Below are 25,439 nucleotides of genomic sequence, written 5' to 3' on the forward strand. Positions count from 1 at the left end.
GAGTTTCTTCGCGCGTTAATTACGGCAATGGCGATAAAAAAACCTTATTCTTCCGAAAATTCGCGTAAGTCTGATATTGTACCGCTTAAGGATGGAATTACTGCCTTGCTCCGCACCTATCGGCTGCAGGGTAAGCTAAACGAGGTGACGGTAGTGGCCAGCTGGGAGCGGATAATGGGCAAAGCCGTAGCCATGAAAACCCAGCAGATTTACGTGAGCAATAGCAAGCTATTTGTGCGCTTGTCCTCAGCGCCCTTAAAGCATGAGCTAGTAATGGCGAAGACGCGGGTGTTGGAAATCCTTAATGCCGAGGTAGGAGAAGATATTATTCAGGAGGTAGTATTCCTGTAGGCTCACTTGCCTTTTGCGGCTTTAACACTTGTCTGCCCATAGGCACTTAGCGCGTGTTGCTCCTCCTTGCTGTTGCGAAAGCAGTTGAACACCGTTTATCTCTGAGAAGCCCATCTGTATCCAGGTTCAGCTAAACGATTTCTTGGTGCTCTAGCATGAACCTCATCCAAGGTCATGTCATAGGCACTACCTCGGATAACCCAATCCTTGGGCATTGGATTGACTCTATTGCTTACGTTGTTCGATAGACCTCCTTGCTTGTTGTGGAAGTACTGGGTTTGCTCTGCTCTTTAAAGGCAGGCCCCATCTAGCCATCCTTACTACCGCTACTCAAGCAGAGGCTTGAGTGCCCCTCATCCCTCTTCTTGCCCTTAGTATCCTAGCTGGCAACGCTCGTCTTGTAGCAGATGCAGTTGTTGCTCTGTGGCCAGCTCCGTCCTAATAGTATCGAACTCCAAGCGGTACTGCTCCTTGAACTCCCGACGCTTGATAGCTTCCACAAAGCGGCGCGTATCATCCGGAGTTTCCAAGAGCAAGCCGGGCACTCTCGTCGGCTTGCCGTTATCATCCTTGGCCACCATAGTGAAGTAGCAGGTGTTGGTGTGCTTCACTATTCCGGAGCGTACATCCTCCGCAATTACTTTGATACCTACGAGCAGCGAGGTGCGGCCCACGTAGTTCACGGAGGCCAGTAATGACACCAGTTCTCCTACCTCCACTGGCTGCAGAAAATTAACCCCATCTACACTTACTGTCACGCAGTAATTACCGGCGTGTTTGGAGGCCGCAGCATAAGCCACCTTATCCATCAGAGAAAGCAAAATTCCGCCATGGATCTTACCACCAAAGTTGGCGTACGACGGTATCATAAGCTCGGTAAGAGTAACCCTTGAGTACGACACTGCTCGGAAATCTGGGAGGCTAGTATTGGTCACGATAAGGGTAGTTGTGGTGAATTATGAGAGCTATGGTCTGACTTCTACCCTACCCTCCCATGGCCAGCTTGGTTACGGTACCTGGGCCGATAGATCGGTGTTCTAATTGCCTCTCTCCTTTTCAAAAAGCTCGACTGTTCACATTTGACTTAGGTGTTCAGTGGAGGTTTACTAAGGGTGACCTAAAGGCTCAGGCGGCTACTTACTAGCGAACAAAAATGTTTCACGTGGAACACTTTTGTCACTTAGGGCCATACACTTTTAATAAAAGCTCATTATAAGCCTCTAAAAGGGCAATATACTTCTGTTGAAGAGCCATGAGCTGCTTTAACAAGTCGGGTTCTGTTACAGCGGACACTGCGTTACGTGGCGTTACAACACGATCAGGCGTTACAGATACAACATTTGTAACACTGTTGCTTGTAAATTGTAAAGTTGCCTGCTGTAACACAGTAAAATCTTGAGAAAAATCGTGTGATATAATTTCACCTACCCGCTTTACAAAACCGTAATCAAGTATCTCCTCTTTGAATTTACGGTAGATGGTAGGACGTGTAATACCCAGCTCTTCCACGATACGCGTAATAGATATTCCGCTGTTTTTAATGGCTTCCTGCAGTATTTCGCCCTGATGAGACATATAGCAATGAGTAACATGAGATGGGTCTGTAAATATAAGAATGTGTCACATGTAAGCAATAAAGATGGTGTAACTGATACAAAACATACTAGCCGTTACACTCAGTTCATTGTAACTATAATACACTTTACGCAGGATACACATAATTACATATTACACATTGTATCACGAAATTTGTAACACAAAACATTGTGAACATTGTACACTGTAACAGACACAGGTATCTATGCTACTATGGATATCTAAAAGACTAGGCAAAGCAGAGTAGCAAACCGCAGCTCCGTACAGACATGATGATACAAGCCACAACAGCAGTTGCAGCTTGTATTATGGTAAGTAGCACGATGAGCTAAAGGAGCCGAAGCGCCAGCAGCCGATCGGGGAAATCAGTGGTAATACCCGTGGGGTTGTAGGACAGAATACGGAGCAGATCGGCAGGTTCATTTACCGTCCAGGGAACTAGGCCCACGTCTAGGCGCTGCAACTCGGCCACCAGCTCAGGGGTGAGCAACCGGAAGTTTGGGCCGTAGATGGAGGGGTGAAATCCAAGCTCAGAAATGTGAGCAGACAGAGGCCGCTGGTCTTCTACCAGAAGGCAAATGGGAAGCTGCGGCACGACCTGCTTTGCTACTTGGAGTACACGGTTATCAAAGCACAATAAGGTAGTGCGAGGCAAGGCGCCTATAGCCTGCAGCTCGCCTAGTACTAACTCCAGGAAAAGAGCAGGAGCAGGATGGAAAACCCCGTCAGTGGAAGGTTCGCTTTTGAGCTCTATGCTGTAGCGAATAGGAGCTCGACCAAGCGTGTGGGCTAAGGTGTCAGCAGCCAGAATGACCTCCCGGAGCAAGGGTTTGTAGGCCGGCTCAGAAACTTGCTCGGGGTAAAGCGGATGACGTGTGAGGCCGCAATCAAACTGGCGGATTTCAGCGTAGGGCAAGGCGTAGAGGTTGTAGTGGCGTTGCTGCTCCGTTGCAATGGGCAACCCTGATGGCAACCGGCAAATAGTAGCCGACATCCAGGGCTCATGCGATACGACGACCTGATTATCGGCGGAAATCACGACGTCCATTTCTAGTACATCAACCCCTAACCGCACTGCATGCAGGAAAGCTGGCAGGGTGTTTTCGGGCCGGAGCCCGCGGCAGCCACGGTGGCCATGTACTTCCGGAAAGCGAGAGGATGTTATCATACAAAGCGGGAAACCAACGTACAGAGACAAGCGACGGCGCGTGGCATGATGACACGAGCATCATCTTTGCTTTCCACAGATCACCATCCGTTTTACCCGTCTACGGCATTAGCCTACTTACTTCTGCATACCATGAAAAAAACCATCTTGGCGCTGCTCTTGCTTGGGCTGGCGCTAGCCGGCTACCTCTACTACCGTAAGCTGAGCACCGGACCCGAGTACTCACTTCTACAAGCCGCCAAAGCTGTGAAAGACCACGACGCGGCCACCTTTGAGCGCTACGTAGATGTGAGCAGTGTAACCCGGAACCTAGTAGACCAAGTGATCGAACAGGAAGCGGTACTTGGGTCACTGGACCTAGGAGGCTTAGCCCTTAAAGGAACCCTAGCCCTGCTGAAGCCGCAAATAGCCCAGGCTGCCCGCGCAGAAGTGCGGCGCTACGTTGAGACAGGCTCAGCAGAAGCCGCCGTGGCAGCAGCTCCGAACAACCTACTGGGTGTTTCGGTGCTGGGGCTGGCCGGCAAGGTAGTAAGCTCCGACAGCAAGTTTAAGGGGCTAAAGTATACCCGTGAGGAAGGCGAACAAGCGTTCATCGGGCTGGAGTTTACGCAGCCTCGCTACGACACTACCCTGGTGCTGGAAGTGAAGATGCGCAACCAAGGCGACCACTGGCAGGCAACAGAAATCACCAATACAGCCGAGATTCTAAAACACGTAACTCGGCTAGAGAAGCGGCGACTGACAGGCCGCTAGAATTTACTAGGCCAGCTTATAACACAAAGCCCCGCTACTCATCGTGAGCAGCGGGGCTTTGTGTTATTAACAAATGGCTTGCTTATCTCCGTCCGGAAAACAGGAAGTAGATGATGGAACCACCGAAGGGGAAGAACCAAATGATCAGACCCCAGATAATCTTTTTGCCGATTGACCAGTCTTGCTTAATCAGGCTTAGAAAAGCAGCTATTGCTACGATTAAGTAGATAACACCAAATATGGATAGTGAGCCGTTAGCGCGACGACCACTACCACAGGCTGTCAAGAAAGGCATGGCCAGCAAGGAGAGCATGATGGCCACAGATGGTATCCGATTCGAAAGGGCAAGGAGCTTATTCATGGTGCAGGGAGTGTGTAGAATGGTGGAGAGTAATGCCAATCTGTACGCACATCGCCTGAAATGGATATTTACTCAACCCTTACATAGTCGCAAGTGGCTGTTAATCAATATCTTAATTAATATATTGCTGGATTTGATCCCAGAAAAGAGGCGCTGCTCTTGGCACTAGCAGCAACGTGACGACAACGCCATACATCGCACCGTAGAAGTGGGCATCGTGGTTGATATTATCGCCGCGGCGCCGGCCCATGTAGTAGGAATAGGCCAAGTACAGGAAACCGAAGATGAAGCCTGGGATATCAACCGGAATAGGAAAAATGCGAATACCACCAATGGGGTTGAACACGATGGCAGCGAAGATGACCGACGCTACCCCTCCCGAGGCGCCCAAGCTCCGGTAGTTGGGGTCGTCGCGGTGGCGCATGTACGTGGGGATATCAGATACCACAATGCCCCCGATATAGAGCAGTAGGAAGTACAAGATGCCCGTGCTGTCACCAAACTCACCCCGAAAGATGGACTCTACTACCTGGCTGAAGGAGTAGAAGGCAAACATGTTGAAGAGCAGGTGCCCCCAGTCGGCGTGCAGAAAACCGGACGTGACGAAGCGGTACCAGTCGTTGTTGCGCTTTACGCGGTAGGGCTCCAGAATCCAGCTGTCCATTAGTTGCGGATTCGACCAGGCGTACATGGAAATGGCGCAGGTCAGGCCGACCAGCAACAGGATTGGGCTTAAAGAAAACATCAAGGGAGAGGGTAAAAGAGAAAACGAAACTGACCGGGTGATACACTCGGTCAGCACTAGTATACCTATTGCCTGACAACCAAGGCCAACTCAGCCGGGCTATTGCTGCCGATCGAGGAGTTGCAGAGCCAGTTCGCGAAGGGGCGTTTTACGCATTTCGGGGGCCTCTACACGATCCAGATGCTGCAAGGCATCCAAGAAGTAGTCATTGATGAGAGCCTCCGTCTGAGGGCGAATTTCGAGCTCATCGTAGATAGCGCGCACTGCTAGCACCTTGGCCTCGGCATCGGGCACGGTTTGGCCGATGTGGCGGGCTAGTACGGCGCGCTGCACTTCGCTGGCCTGTGCCTGGGCCGTGAGCAGCAGAAAGGTTTTCTTATCACTCACGATGTCGCCGCCTACGCGCTTGCCGAAGGTGGCCGCGTCGCCGTACACGTCCAGCAGGTCGTCGCGGAGCTGAAAGGCTAGGCCAATACCAACTCCGAACTGGCGCAGATGGTCGGCATCAGCACGCGAGGCGCCACCGAGCAGGGCACCTAGCTCCAAGGCAAAGCCCAGCAGCACGGCCGTCTTCAGCCGAATCATATCCAGGTACTGCGCAATGCTTACCTCGGTTTCCGTCTCGAAGTTCATGTCCCACTGCTGGCCTTCGCACACCTCGGCGGCGGTCTGGGAGAAGCGGCGCAGCACGTGGGCCAGCAGCTCTGGCTTCACATCGAGGAACATCTCATAGGCGCGCACCAGCATCACGTCGCCGCTCAGAATGGCCACGTTAGGGTTCCACTTCTCATGCACGGTGGCCTGGCCGCGGCGCAAGGGCGCTTGGTCCATTAGGTCATCGTGGAGTAGGGTGAAGTTGTGGAAGACCTCAGTAGCCAGTGCAGGCTTTACGATGCTATCCAGCTCGTCGGTGAAAAGGTGGGCGCCAAGTAGCGTGAGCAGGGGCCGAATGCGTTTACCGCCCAAGCCCATGATATAGCGAATGGGCTCGTAGAGGGCCTGGGGCTGCTCGCCGTAAGAAAGGCCAGCGAGGCCGGCCGAGAGTATATTGCTGAAGAAAGAAAGGTCCACAGAAACGGCTAAAGGTTCAGGTAGGCAAGGTACGGAGGAGCGAGTTGGGAAGGCAGCATACTGCTTGAACCAGTACTAGCCCCGCTAGAAATACAAAGCCCCTGACGAATGTTCTACCGTCAGGGGCTTTGTGGTTTTAATGAGGCTAGCGAAGGCGCCAGTAAAAGACTAGGTCTTCCCAGGGGCCAAACCTCTGGTTACCGGCGGCGCTTCTCGCGGCCACCGCCGGGCTTGCCGCTGGTGCTCCGCTCGGGGCGGTAGCCACGGCGGCTGGTTTGCTGCTCCTGCTCGCGACGCTTCACAAAATCGGGGCGGTCGTCTACCAGCTCGAAGTCGATGGTGCGGTCCAGCAGGTTGGCCGATTTCACAATCACCTGCAGCTCGTCGCCGAACTGAATAAAGCGCTTTGTGCGCTGGCCCACGAGGCGGTAGTTGTCCTTATCGAGCTCGAAGAAGTCGCCCGGAATGTCGGCTACCCGAACCATGCCTTCGCATTTGTTCTCCTCAATCTCGACGTAGAGGCCACGCTCCGTCAGGCCCGAAACTACCCCCGTGAAGGTGTCGCCGATGCGGTCCTGCAGGAACTCTACCTGCTTGTACTTGATGCTTGCCCGCTCAGCGTTGGCGGCCAGTTTCTCGCGCTCCGAGGAGTGCTTGCATTCTTCTTCGATAGGCTCAGCCTCCATGTTCTTACCACCTTCCAGGTAGTGTTCCAGCAGGCGGTGCGCCATCATGTCGGGGTACCGGCGGATGGGCGAGGTGAAGTGCGAATAATGCTCGAAGGCCAGGCCAAAGTGACCGCGCGGATCGGTGGTGTACGTGGCCTTCGCCATGGTCCGAATGGCCAGGTTCTGGATAACGTTCTGCTCCGGCCGGCCTACCACTTCGCTGCTCAAATCGTTGAGCTCGGTGCTCAGCTTCTTCGGATTCGTGAGGTCGAGCTGGTGGCCAAACTTCAGGGCAAAGAGGGCAAAGTTCTGCAGGCGCTCCTCGTCGGGGGCGTCGTGCACACGGTACACCATCGTGAAGCGCGGCTTCCGATTCTTGAGCTTGAACACGAACTCGGCCACCTTGCGGTTAGCCAAGAGCATGAATTCCTCAATCATCTTGTGGGCGTCCTTGCGCTCCTTCACATACACGCCCTGGGGCTTGCCGTTTTCATCGAGCTTGAACTTCACCTCCTGCGTTTCGAAGCTGATGGCACCCTGCTTGAAGCGGGCCGCGCACAGCTTCTTGGCGATGTCGTTCATCAGCACAATCTCTGCTGAGTAGTCGGAGTCCAGTCCTTCAATGCGCTCCTGGGCCTCTTCGTAAGCGAAGCGACGGTCGGAGTGAATGATGGTTTTGCCAAACCACGAGCTGTAGAGCTTGCCATTCTCGTCGAGCTCAAACACAGCCGAGAACGTCAGCTTGTCTTCGTTCGGGCGCAGCGAGCAGAGACCGTTGGACAGGCGCTCGGGCAGCATTGGAATTACGCGGTCTACGAGGTACACCGAGGTAGCGCGGTAGCGGGCCTCTTTTTCCAGGGCCATGCCGGGCTTCACGTAGTGCGTCACGTCGGCGATGTGCACCCCAATTTCCCAGTGCCCGTTTTCGAGCTTCTGAATGGACAGAGCATCATCAAAGTCCTTGGCGTCGGCCGGGTCAATAGTGAACGTGGTGACGTTGCGGAAGTCGCGGCGGCGCTCAATTTCACTAGCCGGAATTTTCTCCGCAATGCCTTCCGACTCTTCCTCCACCTCAGCGGGGAATTCAAACGGCAGCCCAAACTCCGCCATGATGGCGTTGATTTCGGCTTCGTTTTCGCCGGCCTGGCCGAAGCTGCGCACTACCTCGCCTACGGGCAGTTGGCCGCCGTCCTGGTCCGGAAACTCCGTCACGCGCACCAGCACCTTCTCGCCGTGGTTGGCGCCGTGCAGGTTCTCGAAGGGCACGAACACGTCGAAGTACAGCTTGCGGTTGTCGGGCTTCACGAAGCCCATGCCGCCTTGTATCTGGAGGCGGCCGACAACTTCCGGTCGTACCCGGTTCACTACTTCTACCACGTCGCCGACGGGGCGCCCGTCGCGGGAGCCGCGCAGGCGTAGCCGCACCGTGTCGCCGTGCATGGCAAACTTCAGACGGTCGGTGAATACGCGCACATCCGATTCGCTTTCCTCACTAATGACGAAGGCAAACTTATCAGTAGCCAAGGCCACTGTACCCGTAATGATTTCGCCGCTTGGCTCGCGGTGGCCGCGGCGTGGGGTGGTAGGCTCATCGGCATTCGGGAAGTCGAAGCCTGCCTCGCGGCGGCGGTGCACCACGGGATCTTGGCCGAATTCCGTTTCCATAGGCCGGCCAGCTTTGCGGGGGCTAGCGAATGGTTCCTGGTCGTTGCGGCGCGTTTTGCGGCCGCCAGCGGGCTCGGTAGCCGCGCGGGCAGCACCTGGGTCAGTCAGCCGATATTCGTCGTTCTGAAGCAGGGTAAGCAGGCCGCTTTTCTTGAGGGCCTTGAGGTGATTAAAAATCTCGTCGCGCTGCTCTTTGGTCGTGACACCGAGGCGGCGGGAGAGTTGGCGGTAGGCAAAGACTTTGTCGGGGTTGTCGCGGAAAATGCGAAACACCAGGTCCTTGCTAATAGCAGCAGCGGCTTGCTCGCCGCGAGCCGCCTTCGCGCGTGGGGCGCGGGGGGCGGCGGAGTCGTCTTTTTCTTTCATGTAGAAAACGGGCCGCCAGTTGTTGTCTTTTTCGCAGGCGGCGCAGGTTGAATAAGTGGGAAAGCTAGTACCAATACGAGGCTTTCCCGGGTAAAGTAATCCAGCCCGAAAAAGGGCCTCGAGGAGATGATACGGAATATATCGGCGAATAACTATTTCTAGTCGAAAATCCGAGGTTACGGTTGAGTTACTAGGGCGGCTAGATGCGTAAAGCCTGCCACCAAATGAAAGCAGAAGCGAGCTACTAGGCAGGGCCTAGAGCTTTACCCTACGCTAGTGAACGAGCTGGCCACAGCAGAACTGAAGACAGCCTAGATACCGGTTTGACTTCTTTGCCGACCTAGGCGCGGCTAGCTACTGCCGCCCGGATATCGGCGGGCTCGTCTTTAGGAATGGCGGCCAGCAGTTGTTTGGTGTACTCGTGCTGGGGGTTGGCGTAGAGCTCAGCCGCGGGGCCGCTCTCCACAATTTTACCCTGACGCATGACCAGCAGCCGGTCGCTCATAAACCGTGCCACCGACAGGTCGTGGGTGATGAATAGATAGGTGATACCGAACTCACGTTTGAGGTCGTTGAGCAGGTTGAGCACCTGCGCCTGCACCGATACATCCAGCGCCGATACGGACTCGTCGCAGATGATGCATTTGGGCTGCAACGCCAGAGCGCGGGCAATACAGATGCGCTGGCGCTGGCCGCCGCTGAACTCGTGCGGATACCGGAGGTAGTGCTCATCTTTGAGCCCAACCGTCCGGAGCAGTTCCAGCACCCGCTCCTTTTGCTGTTGCCGAGTACCGCCCACGTGGTGCACACGCATCGGCTCCAGTATAGCTTCGCCCACGGTCATCATGGGGTTCAAGGCCGCATAGGGGTCCTGAAATACCATCTGAAACTCCCGTCGCTTGCGCCGTAGCTCTTCAGCCGGCAGCGTGGCTAAGTCAACTCCTTCGAACAGAATACTACCCGACGTTGGTTCCACCAGCCGTAGCAACGTCCGACCCAGTGTGGTTTTACCGCAGCCCGACTCTCCTACTAGGCCCACGGTTTCGCCGGGGTAAATGTCAAAGCTCACTCCGTCCACGGCCCGCACGTACTCGGTAGTCCGGCGGAAGAAACCCTTGCGAATGGGAAAGTGCACGTTCAGGTTTTCTACCTGCAATAGCGGAGCTTGGGCAAGCACGCTCAGTGGCGCTTGGCTTACCAAAGGCTCACTAGTCGCAGAAGTAGCCTGAGGCTCGGAAGCATTTGGTAAGGCTGCCTCACTGCGGGGGGCTAGGCCCGTTTCCGACATAAACAACGGTTGGCCCGATTCCATCCCCGGGGCCGTTTCTAGGCCGAAATGTGGTTCCACAGGGCGTGAAACAGAATGTTCCACGGGAAACGTTTTGGTGGTTTCAGCTCCATGTTGAGGGCCTAATTCGCTTACCTCACCAATTTCAGTAGCAAGCAGTTGCGTTGCGCCAATTTTAGTAGCAATGAAGCCTCCATCAGCCGTTTCCTGCATAAAATCGGCTACTACCGGTAATTTTTTTCGCCCAACTGAAAGTTTTGGGCGGCAGGCCAGCAGGCCTTTGGTGTAGGGGTGTTGCGGGTTGGTAAAGATGTCGAGCACCGAGCCCTGCTCCACCACGCGGCCACGGTACATCACCAGAATGCGGTCGGCAATTTCTGCTACTACGCCTAGGTCGTGGGTGATGAAAATTACGGCCGTGTTGTGCTGGCGACGGAGGTCGTCGATGAGGCGGAGCACCCGGGCTTGCACCGTTACATCAAGGGCGGTGGTGGGCTCGTCAGCAATCAGGATGGCGGGGTTGCAGGCCATGGCCATGGCAATCATCACGCGCTGCTTCTGCCCTCCGCTGATTTCGTGGGGGTAGCTGCTGAAGATTTTCTCGGGCCTAGGCAACTGCGCCATTGTGAACAGCTCGACGGTACGGGCGGCGGCTTCCTTTTCAGTGAGCGAAGTATGCAGGCGCAGGGCTTCGACTACTTGGCTGCCGCACGTGTATACCGGGTTCAAGGAGGTCATCGGCTCCTGAAAAATCATGCTGATGTCGTTGCCGCGTACCTTCTGCAGCTGCTCATCGGTGAGGGTTAGCAGATCAACCTCCCCTAGCGCCTCCGACTGAAACCGGGCCTCACCCGAGGTAATCTGTCCGGGCGGCAGCGGAATCAGCCCCATCAGCGCCAACGATGTAACGGACTTGCCCGAACCCGATTCGCCTACAATGGCCAGGGTTTCGCCGCGCCGAAGCTCGAAGGAGATATCCGCCACGGCCCGCGTGTTGCCGCGGTGGCTCTGAAAATCGATGGTCAGGTTGCGAACGGAGAGAATAGGCTGGGACACGGCAACGAAAGACGAAGCGGAAAAAAGTAAAGATAGGCAGGCCCGCTGTAGCTTGCCGTGCCGATCCGGCGTATGCAACTTCCACAGAATATCAACCAATCCATTAAGTTACTAGCTCATGCAGTACCGCAAACTCGGCAAAACTGGCTTCAACGTTTCTGAAATCAGCCTGGGTACCTGGCAAGTAGGAGGCAAGTGGGGCGAGCCATTCAGCCACGAAACCGCCGACGCCATCCTGAATTCCGCCGTTGATTCCGGCATCAACTTCATTGATACGGCCGATGTGTACGGCGACGGGGAAAGCGAAAAGGCCGTGGGCCGCTTGGTACGCAGCCGCTCAGAGCGCGTGTACGTGGCCACCAAATGCGGCCGCCAACTGCAGCCCCATACCAATGAGGCCTATCAGCCCGCGGCACTTCGCAAGTTTGTAGAGGCTAGTCTGCGCAACATGCAGCTCGAAACCCTGGACCTAATTCAGCTGCACTGCCCTCCTACCGACGTGTTTTACCGGCCCGAAATCTTTGAACTGTTTGATCGGCTCAAAGAGGAAGGCAAAATCCTGAACCTGGGTGTGAGCGTAGAAAAAGTGGAAGAAGGCCTTAAAGCCCTCACCTTCCCTAACGTCACCACCATCCAGCTTATCTTCAACATGTTTCGGCAGCGCCCCGCGGAGCTATTGTTCCAGGAAGCCAAGCGCCATGATGTGGGCCTGATTGTGCGCGTGCCGCTGGCCAGCGGCCTGCTCACGGGCAAGTTTTCGCCCCAAACCACCTTCTCTGCTGAAGACCACCGCCAGTTCAACCGCGACGGCGCCGCTTTCGACAAAGGCGAAACCTTCTCGGGCGTAGACTACGAAACGGGCCTGGCCGCCGTGGAAGAGCTGAAACAGGTGTTTCCTGGCCAGGAGAACCTAGCGCCCTTGGCCCTGCGCTGGGTGCTGATGTTCCAGGAAGTAAGCTGCGTGATTCCGGGCGCCTCCAAGCCTAGTCAGCTCACTTCCAACTTGCAAGCCGCCGAGCTACCTGCCCTTACTACGGAGCAGATGCAGGCCGTGCGCCGCATTTATGAGCAGCGCATCAAGCCGCTGGTACACACCCGCTGGTAGCACTCTCGGTTTACGCTTGCCCAGACCCTAGTAGCGAGCCTGAGGATAGTTTGCTTCTGGACGAGGCCTAGTAACCTGATTCATAAAAAAGGCCTGCTGGAGTATTCCAGCAGGCCTTTTCAACTTTTAAACCGAAGCATTACACGAGCTCTGAGGCTTCCGCATCGCGGCGGGCCTGGGCAGCGGCGGCATCATCGGCCGCTACGGGGTGCGCTTCCTCCAAGTGGTGGCCATAGAATCGGTTCTGGAAAATCAGAATCAGCGCTACCCCCACAAAAATGGCCGAGTCAGCAATGTTGAAAATGGGCCAGAGCGAGAGGTGCGTCCCCCCGATTAGCGGCCAAGAGCTGGGCAGAATGCCTTCGTAGATGTCTACGTACAGCATATCAATCACCTGCCCATGCAGCCAGGGTGTGGGCACTCCAAAAGGCGCGTTGTCGTAAATAATGCCGTAAAAGATAGAATCTATGAGGTTGCCGATGGCCCCGCCCAAAATCATGGCAATGCAGATAATAAGGCCATTAGGCGCGTGCTGTTTCCAGAGCCGGTAGATGTAGTAGCTAATGCCCGTAACGGCCACCAGGCGGAACAGCGTCAGTAGCGCCTTACCATACGGCGGCGGCAGCTCCACCCCAAACGCCATACCTGGGTTCAGCGTGTAATGCAGCTTAAACCAGTCGCCGATCAGCGGAATCTCGCCGGGCATGCCCATGGTCATGTAGCGGTTCACGGCCCACTTCGAGAGCTGATCAATGACGATGACCAGCAAGGCCACCAAGTAGTATTTCCAGTACTTCATACAGTAGAAGTGAGAGGTTAGAAGCGAGAAGTGAGATGAGCAACTGACAAAAGTGCAGTCTCGGCCCCTAGCTCCTCTCCTGGCACAAAGTGACGAAGAATTTTGGACTTCGCCGCTCTGCAGCTTACTCCTTTTCCTGCGCCTATGGTATATGTTCACAGAGGCTGTTTGTGCCCTTTTGAACTGATTTAGAGAGACGTTGAAATGCTTTATACGCTGGTGTGCCAACCGGCCTTTTTACAAAACCGATTGGCACCTCAGCCTCAGGCAGTTGCCACGTGTAGCTGCACAGGCACGCTGAACTCGTCGAATTCCAGCACCGAGCCCCCGTTCAGATCGGGTGCAAAACTCAGGGCCAGCGCTTGCACTTCCTCCCGGATGTAGTCACCAAAGGACTGCACGGCAGCCTCTAGCTCGGGCTGGTGACCCAGCGTAACCCGGATTTTGTCCTGCACTTCCAGGCCGCTGTCTTTACGCAGGTTCTGGAGGCGGTTCACCAATTCGCGGGCTACACCTTCCTGGCGCAGCTCATCGGTCAGGGTCACATCGAGGGCTACCGTGAGGGGGCCGTCGGTGGCTACGAGCCAGCCGGGCAAGTCCTGGGTCCGGATTTCCACGTCGTCAGGGGCTAGCGTGAGGGCTTCCCCATCGACTTCCACGGCCAGCTGACCGGTCTTTTCGAGGGTGCTAATTTCCTCCGGCGTCATCTGCTGGATCCGGGCACCTACGGCCTTCAATTTGGCACCGTACTGCTGGCCAAGGCGCTTGAAGTTAGGCTTCACCGACTTCACCAGCACGCCGCTGGTATCGTCGAGGAACTCCACGTGCTTCACGTTTACCTCAGCGCAGATCAGGTCTTCCACCTTACCTACTTGTTCGCGCGTACTCTCGTTGAACACCGGCACCAAGATGCGCTGCAGCGGCTGGCGCACCTTCAGCACCGACTTTTTCCGCAGAGAGTGCGTGAGCGAAGAAATACGCTGAGCTAGCTCCATCCGCTCCTCCAACGCCTTATCGATGCGGGTTTCATCAGCCTGCACCAGCAGCGTGAGGTGCACCGATTCAGGGGCCAGGGGCGTGTTTTTCGCTACTGCTTCCTCGCGCATGCCATCGGTCATGTTCTTGTAGAGCCATTCGGCGAAGAAGGGCGCAATAGGAGCCATGAGCTGCGAAACCACCACCAAGCATTCCTGCAGGGTTTCGTAGGCAGCGCGCTTATCGGTGCTCAGCTCGCCCTTCCAGAAACGACGGCGCGAGAGGCGCACGTGCCAGTTGGAGAGCTGATCGGTCACAAAATCCTGGATGGCGCGGGCGGCCTTCGTGGGATCGTAAGCATCGTAATAGCCGCGCACTTCCACAATCAACGACTGCAGCTTGCTTAGAATCCAGCGGTCCAGCTCGCTTAGCTCCGTGTAGGGCACGCGGTCAAACTCACGGGCCTGGAAGTCGTCGAGGTTGGCGTACAGGGCGTAGAACGAGTAGGTGTTGAACAGCGTGCCGAAGAAGCGGCGCTGCACCTCCGTGATACCGGCGAGGTCAAACTTGAGGTTGTCCCAGGGCTGGGCGTTGGCAATCATGTACCAGCGCGTGGCGTCGGGGCCGAACTGGCTGATGGTAGCAAACGGATCCACGGCGTTGCCGAGGCGCTTGCTCATCTTGTTGCCGTTTTTGTCCAGCACTAAGCCGTTGGCCATTACGTTCTTGTATGCCACTGAATCCTCTAGCATTACGGCCAGGGCGTGCAGGGTAAAGAACCAGCCGCGGGTCTGGTCCACGCCTTCGGCAATGAAATCAGCCGGGAAATTCTTCTCGAATTTCTCCTTGTTCTCCAGCGGGTAGTGCCACTGGGCGTAGGGCATGGCGCCGCTATCAAACCACACGTCAATGAGGTCGGTTTCGCGGTACATGGGCTGGCCCGAGGGCGATACTAGGAAGATATCGTCCACGTAGGGGCGGTGCAGATCCATCTTCTCCCCGTTGGCGTAGGGGTTGTGTGTCATGACCTCGGCCGCTACGGCCTTGTCGATTTCCTGCTTCAGTTGCTCTACCGAGCCAATGCAGATTTCCTCGGTGCCATCCTGGGTGCGCCAGATGGGCAGCGGCGTGCCCCAGTAGCGCGAGCGACTAAGGTTCCAGTCTACCAGGTTTTCGAGCCAGTTGCCGAAGCGGCCGGTGCCGGTGCTGGCGGGCTGCCAGTTGATGGTTTTGTTGAGCTCAATGAGCCGGTCTTTCACCGCCGTGGTCTTGATAAACCAAGAATCCAGGGGGTAGTAGAGCACAGGCTTGTCGGTGCGCCAGCAGTGCGGGTAGGTGTGCTCGTACTTCTCCACTTTGAAGGCCGTGCCGTCGCCTTTCATGCGGATGGCAATGCTTTCGTCGAGGGTTTTGTAGTCGGCGCCGCTCTGGTCGTGGCCATCGTAGTTTTTCACCCAGCGGCCGCCGAATTCGCCCATCTGAGCTACGTAGCGGCCAGTGCGGTCTACAATGGGGCCTAGCTTGCCTTCATCGTCGGCTACCATCAGCGCGGGCACATCGGCCTGCTGAGCGGCCCGGAAGTCGTCGGCGCCAAATGTGGGCGAGATGTGCACGATGCCGGTACCATCCTCCGTGGTCACGAAGTCGCCGGGAATCACGCGGAATGCGCGCTCCTCGCCCTCAAAAGCCGGGAAGCCTTTGTCTTGACCGAACAGACGCTCGTAATTGATGCCTACCAGGTCAGAGCCTTTGAAGGTATTTTCAATGCGCCAGGGCAGCACTTTGTCGCCGGGCTTGAAGTCTTCAAACGAAGCATTTTTGCCTTTCTCCGAGAAGTACTTTCCAACCAACGCCTCCGCCAGCACCACCCGAACTGGGGCGAAGGTGTAGGGGTTAAAGGTGCTCACCAGCACGTAGGGAATGTTCTTCCCAACGGCTAGGCCAGTGTTGGCGGGCAATGTCCAGGGCGTAGTCGTCCAGGCCAGGATGTACACATCCGGCTCCGACGCACTGTCGCCATACAAGGCCGCCAGCGGCACCTCGTCTATCTTGACATTGCTGAACAAGGCCTCCGATTTTTCGTTGCGCTTCACCTTGAACTGGGCCACGACGGTTGTGTCCTTCACGTCGCGGTAGGTGCCAGGCTGGTTCAGCTCGTGCGAGCTTAGGCCAGTGCCGGCCGCAGGCGAGTAGGGCTGAATGGTGTAGCCTTTGTAGAGCAAGCCCTTGTCGTAGAGCTTTTTGAGCAGGGCCCAGCAGCTCTCAATGTACTCGGGCTCAAAGGTAATGTACGGGTCATCGAGGTCAACCCAATAGCCCATTTTCTCGGTGAGGTCGTCCCACTGGGCCTTGAAGCGCATTACCGTTTCGCGGCAGCGCTGGTTGTAGTCCTCAATGCTGATTTTCTTGCCGATATCCTCCTTCGTGATACCTAGCTCCTTTTCTACCTGCAGCTCAATGGGCAGGCCGTGGGTGTCCCAGCCGCCTTTGCGGGTCACCTGCTTGCCCAGCAATGTCTGGTAGCGGCAGAAGATATCCTTCACCGTCCGGGCCATCACGTGGTGGATGCCGGGGGCGCCATTGGCCGAAGGTGGGCCTTCATAAAACACGAACGTAGGCTGCCCTTCGCGGGTGCTTACGCTCTTCTCAAAGATGCCGTTCTTCTTCCACCACGCCAGGATATCGGTGCCGACCTGGCCATAGTTAAGCGGCTGCTTGTATTCGGGGTAGTTCATTGAGTGGGGTCGTTGTATCAGAACGTCATGCTGAGCTGGCCGAAGCATCTCTACTGCTGGCTAATTTGCCTATGAAGCAGTAGAGATGCTTCGGCCAGCTCAGCATGACGGTGTTTTTTAAGTTGTGTTCTGGTTTTAACCGTTCAGTTTCGGCTGCACCTGCATTCTATCCAAGTTGAGTTCGAGGTCATCATCTTCCTCGTGGTAGTTGTCATCGTAATGACGAATACCGGTTTGGTCGATAACATCCTCGTCCTTGCCGTGCTCGAAAGTAACGAGCAGGCAGGGCAGCAGAATCAGGTTAGAAAAGTTGGTTATCAGCAGACTGGCCGACATCAGAAGCCCTAGGGCCTTGGTGCCGCCAAACTCCGAAAAAGCAAACACTGAGAAGCCGAGAAACAGCACAATGCTGGTGTAAATCATGCTGGTACCGGCCTCCGAAAGCGTGGTGCTAATGGCAGCTTTCACGCGGCGGCCATTAGCGGCCATTTCCTGCCGGAACTTGGCTAGCAGGTGAATGGAGTTGTCGCCATCAATACCCAGGGCAATGCTGAAAATCAGGGCTGTGCTGGGCTTGAGCGGGATGCCGAAGTAGCCCATAATGCCGCCCGTGAGCAGTAGCGTAAAGAAATTGGGCAGCAGCGTAAAGAACACCGCCCGGATGCTACGGAACAAAATCAGAACCACCAAGCCCACTAGCACAAAGGCAATTACCAAGCTTTCTTTGAGCATCCCAATCAGGTACTCATTGCCTTTGGTGAAAATGATGGTAGTGCCCGTGAGTTTGACATCCATACCCGTGCCGTTGAAAATCTTGTTGATTTCGGGCTTGATGCGGTTGTTGATCAGAGTATCGAGGTTGTGCGAGCCGATATCGGCAATCTTCAGGGAGATGCGGGCCCGCTGCATAGTGCTGTCGGTGAAGGAGCGCAGCAGTTTGCTGGTCAGTTGGCCCTCGCTGCCCTTCGTCGACTGAGAATGCGCTAAGTAGCTGAAAATGTAGTTTTTCTCGGAGTTATCGGGCAGGCGGTAGTACTCCGGGGAGCCATTGTAAAAGGCCTGCGTAGAGGCTTTCAGGAAGGTTACCACACTGACGGGGGTAGTAAGCACGGGCTGGGTGCGCAGGAAGTTTTCCAGGCGGTCAATCCGCTCCAGCGTTTTCAGCTTCAGCAGGCCTTTGGGCTTGCCAGTATCCACTACCATTTCCAGGGGCATTACGCCGTTGAAATGCTGCTCAAAGAACTTCAGATCGGAGTTGACGGATGAGTCTTTGGGCAGATCATCCACCATATACGACACTGATTTCACCTTCATCACGCCAAACGAAGCCAGCACGACCAAGGCCGCAGCCGTCAGGTACACGGTGCCACGGCGCTCCAACACTAGGTAGTCGAAGAACTCCAACAGCTTAGTAAGCGGCTTGGCCTCCAGGTGTTCCAGCTGTTTGGGGGTGGGCGGTGGCAGAATGGTGAAGATGATGGGCATCAAGATAAACGAGACCATAAAGGCCACGAAAATATTGACGGTGGCCACCAGCCCGAACTGATATAGAATGGCAATGTTGGTGAAGCAGAATACCACAAACCCGATGGCCGTGGTGGTATTGTTCATTAGGGTTACTAGGCCAATTTTGCGCACCACCCGCGCCATAGCCAGCACCTGGTTGCCGGATTTACGGTAGTCGTAGTGGTAGCGGGAAAGCAGGTAGGTACAGTTCGGAATACCGATTACGATGATAATACTCGGAATCAGGCCCGTGAGCAGATTGATCTTGTAGCCCAGCAGCACCATGGAGCCAATGCACCACGTCACGACGATGAGCACGATGAGAAGCGGGAACACCACCGCCGACCAGGTCCGGAAGAACATGAACAGCGTGAGAGCCATCATCACAATAGTCAGGCCCACAAACAGCTTCATTTCGCTGGCCACTTTGGTGGTCATGGTAGCACGCACGTACGGCAGGCCAGCGTAGTGCATCTTGATGCCTGTTTTCTTCTGAAACCGCTCGGCATGGCCCAGAATCTCCTGCATCACGGCTTCGCGGCGCGAGGAGTTCAGGTACTTGGGGTCCATGGTGAGGGCTAGCAAAGTAGCGCCGGTAATGGGCGAAATCAGCTGGCCTTTATAAAACTCCTGAGCGTTTACTACCCGCATCAGCGAGTCCAACTCGGGCTGCGTTTGCGGGAAGTTGCGGAAGATGGGCGTGGCCCGAAAGGTTTGGCTGGCCGTGTCTTTTTCCAGCTTTGGCAGGCGCGTAACGCCCAAAATGCCCGTCACGCCTTCTACCTTACTTAGCGTATCGGTGAGGGTACGCAGCTCATTGAAGTTACCGAGCTTGTATACGGAGCTGTCCTGCATGCCCAGCACGAGCACGTTGCCATCCTCGCCAAACGTTCGTTTGAACTTCTGGAAGTACACCATGTCCGGATCCGTAGGGCTTACCACTTGGGCAAAGTCGTAGGTCATCTGCACCTTTCGAGCTTCCCACGCCATAAACACGGTAATCACGGCCAAAAGCCCGATGAGCAAACGGCGGTTCTTAATGACAAACAGGGCGAGGTTCCTCCACATAGGCTGCTAAAATGCAGCAAAGGTACACAACGCCCCGCAGCTATGCGGTTAATGCACAGCGATTAACCTTCTCGTTTGTAAAGGAGTCTGAAAAAGGAGGTTAGCAATAATTTCATTTTTTGTTCTGAATATAGAGAACTTTTTATGCTATTTATGTCGTAAAAGCAGGTATCCCAGTAAGTTACCTCGGGCAATAATTGCACTTTAACGCTTATTGGTTGTTGTTTTTCATTTTCCATGACTTTGTATTATTCCCCGGACGCCTCGCTTACGTACAACGCGGATTCCGAGACCCTGCATCTTAACTACAATGCTACCCGGCTATCGGTCTCTTTCGGGCAGGCCTACCACCGGGCGCTGGAGGAGATGCTGGCTCATAACGTAGGCAAGCTTTTACTGGACCTGAAGCGCAACGCGACCCCAACTGATGAGGACGACGAGCTGACTGGCCCCCTGGCGACTGTGCTGCCTGAGCAGCTGGCGCGCCCACTGTTTATAGCCGCGGTAGTTTCAGAAGGCCAGTACCAGTATCAGATTGGTAATTCCATTGCCTCCTCCACGCTTCCTTCCTCGCAGGTAGAGTTCAATTACTTTACCTCCCACCGCGACGCCGTGCAGTGGTTAAGCGAGAATTAGGACCTAGTACAACAACCATGTTGTAGCAATGCAAAAGGCCGCCGGATTGCTCCGGCGGCCTTTTGCATTGCTTAGCACCTAGTACCTGCTTATAGCTTTTCGAAAATACGGGAGAAGCTTACGGCCTCGCCGATGTAGCTGCGCAGCTCGGAAATCGGCATGCGGGTCTGCTCGCGGGAGTCGCGGTGGCGCACGGTCACGGTGTTGTCTTCCAGCGTCTGGTGGTCAACGGCAATGCAGAAGGGAGTGCCGATGAGGTCCTGGCGGGTGTAGCGCGTGCCGATGGAGTCCTTCTCTTCTACCACCAACCGGAAGTCGTGGCGCAGAGAGTTATAGATTTCGTTGGCTTTGTCAGGTAGGCCATCCTTTTTCACCAGCGGGAAAATGGCAGCTTTGATGGGCGCCACAGCGGGGTGCAGGCGCAGCAGCTTGCGGGTTTTGGTTTGCTGCTTCTCGCCTTCGCCTTCGGTGATAGTTTCCTCCTGATACGCCTGGCAGAGCGTGGCCAGGAACAGGCGGTCGGCTCCTACTGAGGTTTCTACCACGTAGGGCACGTAGTTGCCGTAGGGCTTGCCGGTTTCAGGGTTAATGTCGTTATCGAAATACTGTTGCTTTTTGCGGCTCAGGTTCTGGTGCTGGGTCAGGTCGAAGTCGGAGCGGGAATGAATGCCCTCAATTTCCTTGAAGCCGAAGGGGAATTCATACTCGATATCAACAGCCGCCTTGGCGTAGTGGGCCAGCTTCTCGTGGTCGTGGAAGCGGAGTTTATCGGCGGGCAGGCCCAGGGCCTCGTGCCAGCGGCGGCGCGTAGCCTTCCAGGTGTCGTACCACTCGCCTTCGGTGCCAGGGCGCACAAAGAATTGCATTTCCATCTGCTCGAACTCCCGCATCCGGAAGATGAACTGGCGGGCTACAATCTCGTTGCGGAAGGCCTTCCCGATCTGGGCAATGCCAAACGGAATTTTCTGACGCGCCGACTTCTGCACGTTCAGGAAGTTCACGAAGATGCCCTGGGCTGTTTCTGGGCGCAGGTAAATCTTGCTGGAGTCTTCGGCCACGGCGCCTACCTGCGTCGAGAACATGAGGTTGAACTGGCGCACGTCGGTCCAGTTGCTGGTCTTGGAAACCGGGCACTGGATTTTCTCATCAATGATGAGCTGCTTAACGCCGGCTAGGTCCTCGGCGGTGAGCAACCGCCCCATTTCAGCCAGCAAGGTTTCAGCGCGGGCTATTTCGTTGTTTTTCTCGTACTCGGCGGCGCGCTCCTCCAGTAGCACATCGGCGCGGTAGCGCTTCTTGCTGTCGAGGTTATCAATCATGGGATCCGAAAAACCATCCACGTGGCCGGAGGCCTTCCAGGTGAGCGGGTGCATAAAGATGGCCGCATCAATGCCCACCACGTTCTGGTTGAGCTGGGTCATGGCCTTCCACCAGAGCTGCTTCAGGTTATTTTTGAGCTCCACGCCGTTGGGACCGTAGTCGTACACAGCAGCCAGGCCATCATAGATTTCAGAAGAAGGGAATACAAAACCGTATTCCTTGGCGTGCGACACGATATCGGCCAGGGTGCTCTCGGCCGTGGCGGCGGATTTCTGCTCGTTGCTCATGAGGGAGAAGTAGGTACTAGGTACGTAGTGGTTCGAAAGCCGAAAGAAGTAAGCTGCTAGGTCGGCGGTGGCCTTCAACCGCTGAATGCGGCAGTCCGGCGGGCTCTACAGTCTTCTTTTGGGTACTGAAATAGCAAAAGTAGCCAAAGCTTTAGCTTGTGCCCTAGCCTGGCCTCCACAAATAGCCCAGAGGCGCTGCCACTCAATAATTTACTGTGCATCAGGCCTTCGGGATAAACCCAACATCGGTTCTTGCGTTTAGCGGCTCATTACACAGGGTGTCCGGCGAGTACGGTAACAATTTCATAATCTTGCGCCCCCTTTGGGCGGTCCTACCTTTGTTTACCGAAACTGAATCTTCACCAATCCCCCCCTTATGTTTGGCTTAGAGCCTCATGTGCTATTGCTGCTAATCGCCTGCTTGGTGGCAGCTTGCGCGTTTGAATTTGTAAACGGCTTCCACGACACGGCCAACGCCGTAGCGACGGTAATTTACACCAACACCCTGCGGCCGTGGGTGGCAGTCGTCTGGTCGGCATTCTGGAACTTCATCGGGGTGCTCACGGGCGGTATTGCCGTGGCGATGGGCATTGTGTATCTGCTCCCGGTGGAAAGCCTCGTCGATCAGAATGTGTACCACGGCATTGCCATGGTAGCAGCCCTTATTCTGGCCGCTATTATCTGGAACGTGGGCACCTGGTACTACGGCATTCCGGCTTCCAGCTCGCATGCCCTTATCGGGTCTATTCTGGGAGTAGGCATTGCCTACAGCTTCCTGCCCGGCGCCCGCGACGCGGCCGTGAACTGGAGCAAAGCCGGCGAAACAGGCCTGGCACTTATCATCGGGCCGGTGTTTGGATTCACACTCACCATCCTGCTGATGTTCCTGCTGAAGCGCCTGGTGAAAAACAAGACCATCTTTAAGGAGCCGCACAAGCGCAAACCACCACCCCTCTGGATCCGCCTGATCCTGATTGTAACCTGTACGCTAGTAAGCTATTTCCACGGCTCCAACGACGGGCAGAAAGGTGTGGGCCTGATTATGCTGATTCTGATTGGCATCGTGCCCTCCTATTTCGCCCTCGACCACACCAAGAACCCCTTGGATATGCGCGACTCACTGGTGCGCGTGGAGCAGGTAATGAGCAAGATAAATGTAGGGGACCTGAGTGCCGATGACCGCAAAAACGTGGCCGATATCCGCACTCAGACCAATATCCTCGACCAGGTATTTGTCGAAAAAACGCGGGTGGAAGAGCTGCCGCAGAACGCTCGCTTTGAGATTCGTCGCGCTATTCTGCTGCTTTCCAACAAAGCCAAAAAGATTCAGAGCAGCGACAAAGTAAGCCTGAGCACCCTAGATCGGAAGACGCTGGATGATGGTCTGAAGGATATGAAAGGCTTCACGGACTACGCCCCTACCTGGGTGTTCGTGATTGTATCCATCTCCCTGGCTGTTGGTACCATGGTGGGCTGGCAGCGCATTGTGAAAACCATTGGAGAGCGTATCGGGAAGGAACACCTAACCTATGCTCAGGGCGCTTCCTCGGAGCTGGTAGCCGCCACCATGATTGGAGTTAGCTCGGGCCTAGGTCTGCCGTCCTCTACTACGCACGTATTGTCTTCGGCCATTGCGGGTAGCATGGTAGCCAACCGCGGCATCAAGAACCTGAACCCGCAGATGGTGCGCAACATCGCCCTAGCCTGGGTGCTCACCCTGCCGGTCACGATGGCGCTGTCGGGCGGATTATTCCTGTTGTTCCGGGCCATTATGCCTTCCTAAAATTTTCCTGGAAATACACAAAAAAAGCCGCTCCAGAATTGGAGCGGCTTTTTTTGTGTTTGGCTGATTTTCAGCGTGCTGGCTTTATGGAGGGTTTGGCAGCTTTGCGTACCTAGTGTTGGGTAAAACCCCGGATAATTAGGCACTTATCCACTTATCAACACAATTTTTGATTGGTTTTGTGGATAACTCTAATTTAGGCGGGCCATTGCACCTCTAAGTCGTCGTTGATGAACACACCGAAGTTGACAAACTGCAGTTCGTTTTCATCGAAATACATGTCAATCATTTCCTTTTCGTAGGAGATGCGCATCTCGCCAGTGTCCATTTTCTCTACTTCGCTTTGCTCGTGTCCGTGGCGCTTCATTAGCTCCTGAATTGCTTCGGGGCTCTTGCCATGAATGGGCTCGCCGTAGAGGCTGATACCGGGGTGGTCCGTCTCGATGCAGCTCAGGCGGTAGTCGTCTTCGCGGTCGAAATACAGAGAGTATCCTTCCTCGAGGTAGTTCCAAGCCTGGTGCTCAAACTCGTCGTCGTCTTCCGACTCTTCTATTTCTTCGGGCTCTCCCATCAGGGCGCGTACCTCATCCATGGTAGCGCCAAACTTGAGCGGGCCCATGCCGATGCCTAGGCTGATTTCGTTTTCTTCGGTGCTGGAGGATTGGGCTGGTGTCTGCATAACCGTTAGGTCAAGGGTGAAGGGTTCAGGGAAAGTAAAGGTAGGGGTTCTGGAATGTCATTTGCCGTAACGCGCTTCGAACGCGGCGCGTTGCCGCACATACTCCGGATGCTGCTTGGCCTCGTCCCACTTCTGCTTGAATATAGCAGCCGCTTCAGCCTTTTCAGGGTCTTCGGGAGAACGAGGAAGCTCCGCGCGGCCGTGGGCGCCGCTCTGGCCTTTTTTATCGGCTGGTACGGGCCCGTCATACTTTTTGCCGCCTTGATGGTTGGCGTAGCGCCGGGCCCTAGTAAACCCCATCTGCAGAAACTTACGAGCCATATCGGCCCCCACAAAGTCTTCGTTCTGTAAATAGGCCTCAAACAGCCCGTAGATATACTCCGATGACTCCCGGGCCACCTCTGGCGTCCGGAAGCGCCAGTGGGGCAGAATCTCGGTTTTATACGGCTGTACAAGCAGCACCCCCTGCTCGCCTTTACCCACGCGGTACAGATCGGGGTGCTGGCGGAAATCAACGGTCCGGAAATCCAAGGTGTAGTCGAACGGCATGGGTAAAGGCAGTAAGGCTGAGCTAAAGCAGCTATACGCCGGTAAGTACCCTAGGGCTGCGTATTTGTTGCTTCCTAACACCTACGTCGTGGATAACCGGGCTTTTCATGTGGATAACCAACTGGTTATAAACAACTAAACCATACGCATGTGTGCATAGCAACTGCTATCCACAAGCCTATCCACAGAGATGGCCGTTTTGCTGGTTTCAGCAGTTTGGCTTCCCACAAAGCCTAGTGTTTAGGAGGATGCACGAGCGGTTTTCCACGGAAGGCAGCTCTGGATCACCCGGCCGCACCGGTTTGGCGGCCTGAACGACCTAGGCCGTGTGGATAGCGAAGGAAGCATAGTAATGCATAGCGAAGCACCTCGCTCGCATCACTGTGTTACGAGCCTACTGTCAGCACACGGGACGCTACTAGACCCAGCATAACGCTCTTTCTGCTGGACGAAAACTTTACGGCCCACGCACCCTAGGCCTCGAATTTGCTCAAACCACTTGACGTGTGTTTTCTGAGCCGCAGACTTTTCTGGGCAGCGACCAGGGTCCGAACTGCATTTTGGTTCAGCCCCGCTTTTCCACACAGTTAATAACTTTTAAGATTCTTTTTTAAATAAATTCTTCTTTGTTATCCATCGTTAGGGCTGTGTATAAGTGGATAAGAAAATGAGGTTATGCACACCGGGGATAACATGTGTACAAGAATGCAGTTATACACCGTCTATCAACAGGGTGTGTGGAAAATAATCATTTGATTTATAACACGTTAAACACGTTTTTAACAATCCACACAGCTTGTACACAAATCCACAATTCACATTCCTGTACGATGTGGATTGTAGTATTTTCGGGGGATAGTTATCCACCCTTATCCACGCTTGACTAGGGCTCGAAGGCAGGTGTAAGGG

Annotated in this window: 19 protein-coding genes; 5 read left to right on the plus strand and 14 right to left on the minus strand. The window is 55.1% G+C overall.

Annotation, left to right across the window (positions count from 1 at the left end; translation table 11 throughout):
- Nucleotides 1-27 precede the first annotated feature (27 nt).
- Complete coding sequence (locus tag ACYVGU_RS13725; protein WP_460622542.1) at nucleotides 28-351, plus strand: DciA family protein; 324 nt, start codon at nucleotides 28-30, stop codon at nucleotides 349-351.
- Nucleotides 352-722: 371 nt separating this feature from the next.
- On the opposite strand, the gene ACYVGU_RS13730 is transcribed toward ACYVGU_RS13725, so the two are convergent.
- From ACYVGU_RS13730 to ACYVGU_RS13740, 3 genes are all read right to left on the minus strand, one after another.
- A complete protein-coding gene (locus ACYVGU_RS13730) occupies nucleotides 723-1,220 on the minus strand; it encodes an acyl-CoA thioesterase (protein WP_460622543.1) in 498 nt (165 codons plus the stop codon).
- A gap of 307 nt (nucleotides 1,221-1,527) precedes the next feature.
- On the minus strand, nucleotides 1,528-1,926 hold the full coding sequence (locus ACYVGU_RS13735) for a helix-turn-helix domain-containing protein (RefSeq protein ID WP_460622544.1): 399 nt from the start codon (nucleotides 1,924-1,926) through the stop codon (nucleotides 1,528-1,530).
- Between the two features lie 349 nt (nucleotides 1,927-2,275).
- Nucleotides 2,276-3,115, minus strand: coding sequence for a glycerophosphodiester phosphodiesterase family protein (locus ACYVGU_RS13740; RefSeq protein WP_460622545.1), 840 nt, complete (start codon nucleotides 3,113-3,115; stop codon nucleotides 2,276-2,278).
- Between the two features lie 132 nt (nucleotides 3,116-3,247).
- Between ACYVGU_RS13740 and ACYVGU_RS13745 the strand changes: the two genes are divergently transcribed.
- Complete coding sequence (locus ACYVGU_RS13745) at nucleotides 3,248-3,868, plus strand: hypothetical protein (RefSeq protein ID WP_460622546.1); 621 nt, start codon at nucleotides 3,248-3,250, stop codon at nucleotides 3,866-3,868.
- 82 nt (nucleotides 3,869-3,950) lie between these two features.
- Here the strand turns inward: ACYVGU_RS13745 and ACYVGU_RS13750 are convergent, their stop codons facing one another.
- The 5 genes from ACYVGU_RS13750 to ACYVGU_RS13770 all read right to left on the minus strand — a co-directional run bounded on the left by ACYVGU_RS13750 (nucleotide 3,951) and on the right by ACYVGU_RS13770 (nucleotide 11,088).
- Nucleotides 3,951-4,229, minus strand: coding sequence for a PLD nuclease N-terminal domain-containing protein (locus tag ACYVGU_RS13750; RefSeq protein ID WP_460622547.1), 279 nt, complete (start codon nucleotides 4,227-4,229; stop codon nucleotides 3,951-3,953).
- Between the two features lie 112 nt (nucleotides 4,230-4,341).
- The gene (locus ACYVGU_RS13755; RefSeq protein ID WP_460622548.1) at nucleotides 4,342-4,974 is read right to left on the minus strand and encodes a rhomboid family intramembrane serine protease; all 633 of its coding nucleotides are present in this window, start codon (nucleotides 4,972-4,974) and stop codon (nucleotides 4,342-4,344) included.
- Nucleotides 4,975-5,073: 99 nt separating this feature from the next.
- On the minus strand, nucleotides 5,074-6,045 hold the full coding sequence (locus ACYVGU_RS13760) for a polyprenyl synthetase family protein (protein WP_460622549.1): 972 nt from the start codon (nucleotides 6,043-6,045) through the stop codon (nucleotides 5,074-5,076).
- Between the two features lie 197 nt (nucleotides 6,046-6,242).
- A complete protein-coding gene (rnr, locus tag ACYVGU_RS13765) occupies nucleotides 6,243-8,744 on the minus strand; it encodes a ribonuclease R family protein (RefSeq protein WP_460622550.1) in 2,502 nt (833 codons plus the stop codon).
- Nucleotides 8,745-9,084: 340 nt separating this feature from the next.
- The gene (locus tag ACYVGU_RS13770; RefSeq protein WP_460622551.1) at nucleotides 9,085-11,088 is read right to left on the minus strand and encodes an ABC transporter ATP-binding protein; all 2,004 of its coding nucleotides are present in this window, start codon (nucleotides 11,086-11,088) and stop codon (nucleotides 9,085-9,087) included.
- A 118-nt stretch (nucleotides 11,089-11,206) separates the two neighbouring features.
- Here ACYVGU_RS13770 and ACYVGU_RS13775 point away from each other — a divergent pair, with 118 nt between their 5' ends.
- Nucleotides 11,207-12,193, plus strand: coding sequence for an aldo/keto reductase (locus ACYVGU_RS13775; RefSeq protein WP_460622552.1), 987 nt, complete (start codon nucleotides 11,207-11,209; stop codon nucleotides 12,191-12,193).
- 139 nt (nucleotides 12,194-12,332) lie between these two features.
- Here ACYVGU_RS13775 and ACYVGU_RS13780 read toward each other — a convergent pair whose 3' ends face one another.
- From ACYVGU_RS13780 to ACYVGU_RS13790, 3 genes are all read right to left on the minus strand, one after another.
- Nucleotides 12,333-12,992 (minus strand): lipoprotein signal peptidase, encoded by a 660-nt coding sequence (locus ACYVGU_RS13780; RefSeq protein WP_460622553.1) that lies wholly within the window; start codon nucleotides 12,990-12,992, stop codon nucleotides 12,333-12,335.
- 263 nt (nucleotides 12,993-13,255) lie between these two features.
- Nucleotides 13,256-16,702: an isoleucine--tRNA ligase gene (ileS, locus tag ACYVGU_RS13785; protein WP_460622554.1), complete on the minus strand. Its 3,447-nt coding sequence runs from the start codon at nucleotides 16,700-16,702 to the stop codon at nucleotides 13,256-13,258.
- A gap of 135 nt (nucleotides 16,703-16,837) precedes the next feature.
- Nucleotides 16,838-19,276 carry an efflux RND transporter permease subunit gene (locus ACYVGU_RS13790; protein ID WP_460622555.1) on the minus strand — a complete coding sequence of 813 codons (2,439 nt, stop codon included), beginning with the start codon at nucleotides 19,274-19,276 and terminating at the stop codon, nucleotides 16,838-16,840.
- A 237-nt stretch (nucleotides 19,277-19,513) separates the two neighbouring features.
- Between ACYVGU_RS13790 and ACYVGU_RS13795 the strand changes: the two genes are divergently transcribed.
- On the plus strand, nucleotides 19,514-19,912 hold the full coding sequence (locus tag ACYVGU_RS13795) for a hypothetical protein (protein WP_460613197.1): 399 nt from the start codon (nucleotides 19,514-19,516) through the stop codon (nucleotides 19,910-19,912).
- 89 nt (nucleotides 19,913-20,001) lie between these two features.
- Here the strand turns inward: ACYVGU_RS13795 and ACYVGU_RS13800 are convergent, their stop codons facing one another.
- Nucleotides 20,002-21,519, minus strand: a complete 1,518-nt coding sequence (locus ACYVGU_RS13800; protein WP_460622556.1) for a glycine--tRNA ligase — start codon at nucleotides 21,517-21,519, stop codon at nucleotides 20,002-20,004.
- A 376-nt stretch (nucleotides 21,520-21,895) separates the two neighbouring features.
- On the opposite strand from ACYVGU_RS13800, the gene ACYVGU_RS13805 reads away from it, so the two are divergent.
- Nucleotides 21,896-23,302 carry an inorganic phosphate transporter gene (locus ACYVGU_RS13805; RefSeq protein ID WP_460613199.1) on the plus strand — a complete coding sequence of 469 codons (1,407 nt, stop codon included), beginning with the start codon at nucleotides 21,896-21,898 and terminating at the stop codon, nucleotides 23,300-23,302.
- Nucleotides 23,303-23,498: 196 nt separating this feature from the next.
- On the opposite strand, the gene ACYVGU_RS13810 is transcribed toward ACYVGU_RS13805, so the two are convergent.
- On the minus strand, nucleotides 23,499-23,981 hold the full coding sequence (locus ACYVGU_RS13810; protein WP_460613200.1) for a hypothetical protein: 483 nt from the start codon (nucleotides 23,979-23,981) through the stop codon (nucleotides 23,499-23,501).
- Nucleotides 23,982-24,038: 57 nt separating this feature from the next.
- Entirely contained in the window at nucleotides 24,039-24,530 is a 492-nt protein-coding gene (locus tag ACYVGU_RS13815; protein WP_460622557.1) for a DUF4385 domain-containing protein, read from the minus strand.
- Nucleotides 24,531-25,439: the final 909 nt, after the last annotated feature.

The organism is Hymenobacter tenuis, assembly GCF_054780495.1.

Bases quoted from the DNA above. Each gene is read 5' to 3' on its own strand.
- ACYVGU_RS13725 (WP_460622542.1), top strand. From the start codon at position 28: ATGGCGATAAAAAAACCTTATTCTTCCGAAAATTCGCGTAAGTCTGAT.
- ACYVGU_RS13730 (WP_460622543.1), bottom strand. From the start codon at position 1,220: ATGATACCGTCGTACGCCAACTTTGGTGGTAAGATCCATGGCGGAATT.
- ACYVGU_RS13735 (WP_460622544.1), bottom strand. From the start codon at position 1,926: ATGTCTCATCAGGGCGAAATACTGCAGGAAGCCATTAAAAACAGCGGA.
- ACYVGU_RS13740 (WP_460622545.1), bottom strand. From the start codon at position 3,115: ATGATAACATCCTCTCGCTTTCCGGAAGTACATGGCCACCGTGGCTGC.
- ACYVGU_RS13745 (WP_460622546.1), top strand. From the start codon at position 3,248: ATGAAAAAAACCATCTTGGCGCTGCTCTTGCTTGGGCTGGCGCTAGCC.
- ACYVGU_RS13750 (WP_460622547.1), bottom strand. From the start codon at position 4,229: ATGAATAAGCTCCTTGCCCTTTCGAATCGGATACCATCTGTGGCCATC.
- ACYVGU_RS13755 (WP_460622548.1), bottom strand. From the start codon at position 4,974: ATGTTTTCTTTAAGCCCAATCCTGTTGCTGGTCGGCCTGACCTGCGCC.
- rnr (WP_460622550.1), bottom strand. From the start codon at position 8,744: ATGAAAGAAAAAGACGACTCCGCCGCCCCCCGCGCCCCACGCGCGAAG.
- ACYVGU_RS13775 (WP_460622552.1), top strand. From the start codon at position 11,207: ATGCAGTACCGCAAACTCGGCAAAACTGGCTTCAACGTTTCTGAAATC.
- ACYVGU_RS13780 (WP_460622553.1), bottom strand. From the start codon at position 12,992: ATGAAGTACTGGAAATACTACTTGGTGGCCTTGCTGGTCATCGTCATT.
- ileS (WP_460622554.1), bottom strand. From the start codon at position 16,702: ATGAACTACCCCGAATACAAGCAGCCGCTTAACTATGGCCAGGTCGGC.
- ACYVGU_RS13790 (WP_460622555.1), bottom strand. From the start codon at position 19,276: ATGTGGAGGAACCTCGCCCTGTTTGTCATTAAGAACCGCCGTTTGCTC.
- ACYVGU_RS13795 (WP_460613197.1), top strand. From the start codon at position 19,514: ATGACTTTGTATTATTCCCCGGACGCCTCGCTTACGTACAACGCGGAT.
- ACYVGU_RS13800 (WP_460622556.1), bottom strand. From the start codon at position 21,519: ATGAGCAACGAGCAGAAATCCGCCGCCACGGCCGAGAGCACCCTGGCC.
- ACYVGU_RS13805 (WP_460613199.1), top strand. From the start codon at position 21,896: ATGTTTGGCTTAGAGCCTCATGTGCTATTGCTGCTAATCGCCTGCTTG.
- ACYVGU_RS13810 (WP_460613200.1), bottom strand. From the start codon at position 23,981: ATGCAGACACCAGCCCAATCCTCCAGCACCGAAGAAAACGAAATCAGC.
- ACYVGU_RS13815 (WP_460622557.1), bottom strand. From the start codon at position 24,530: ATGCCGTTCGACTACACCTTGGATTTCCGGACCGTTGATTTCCGCCAG.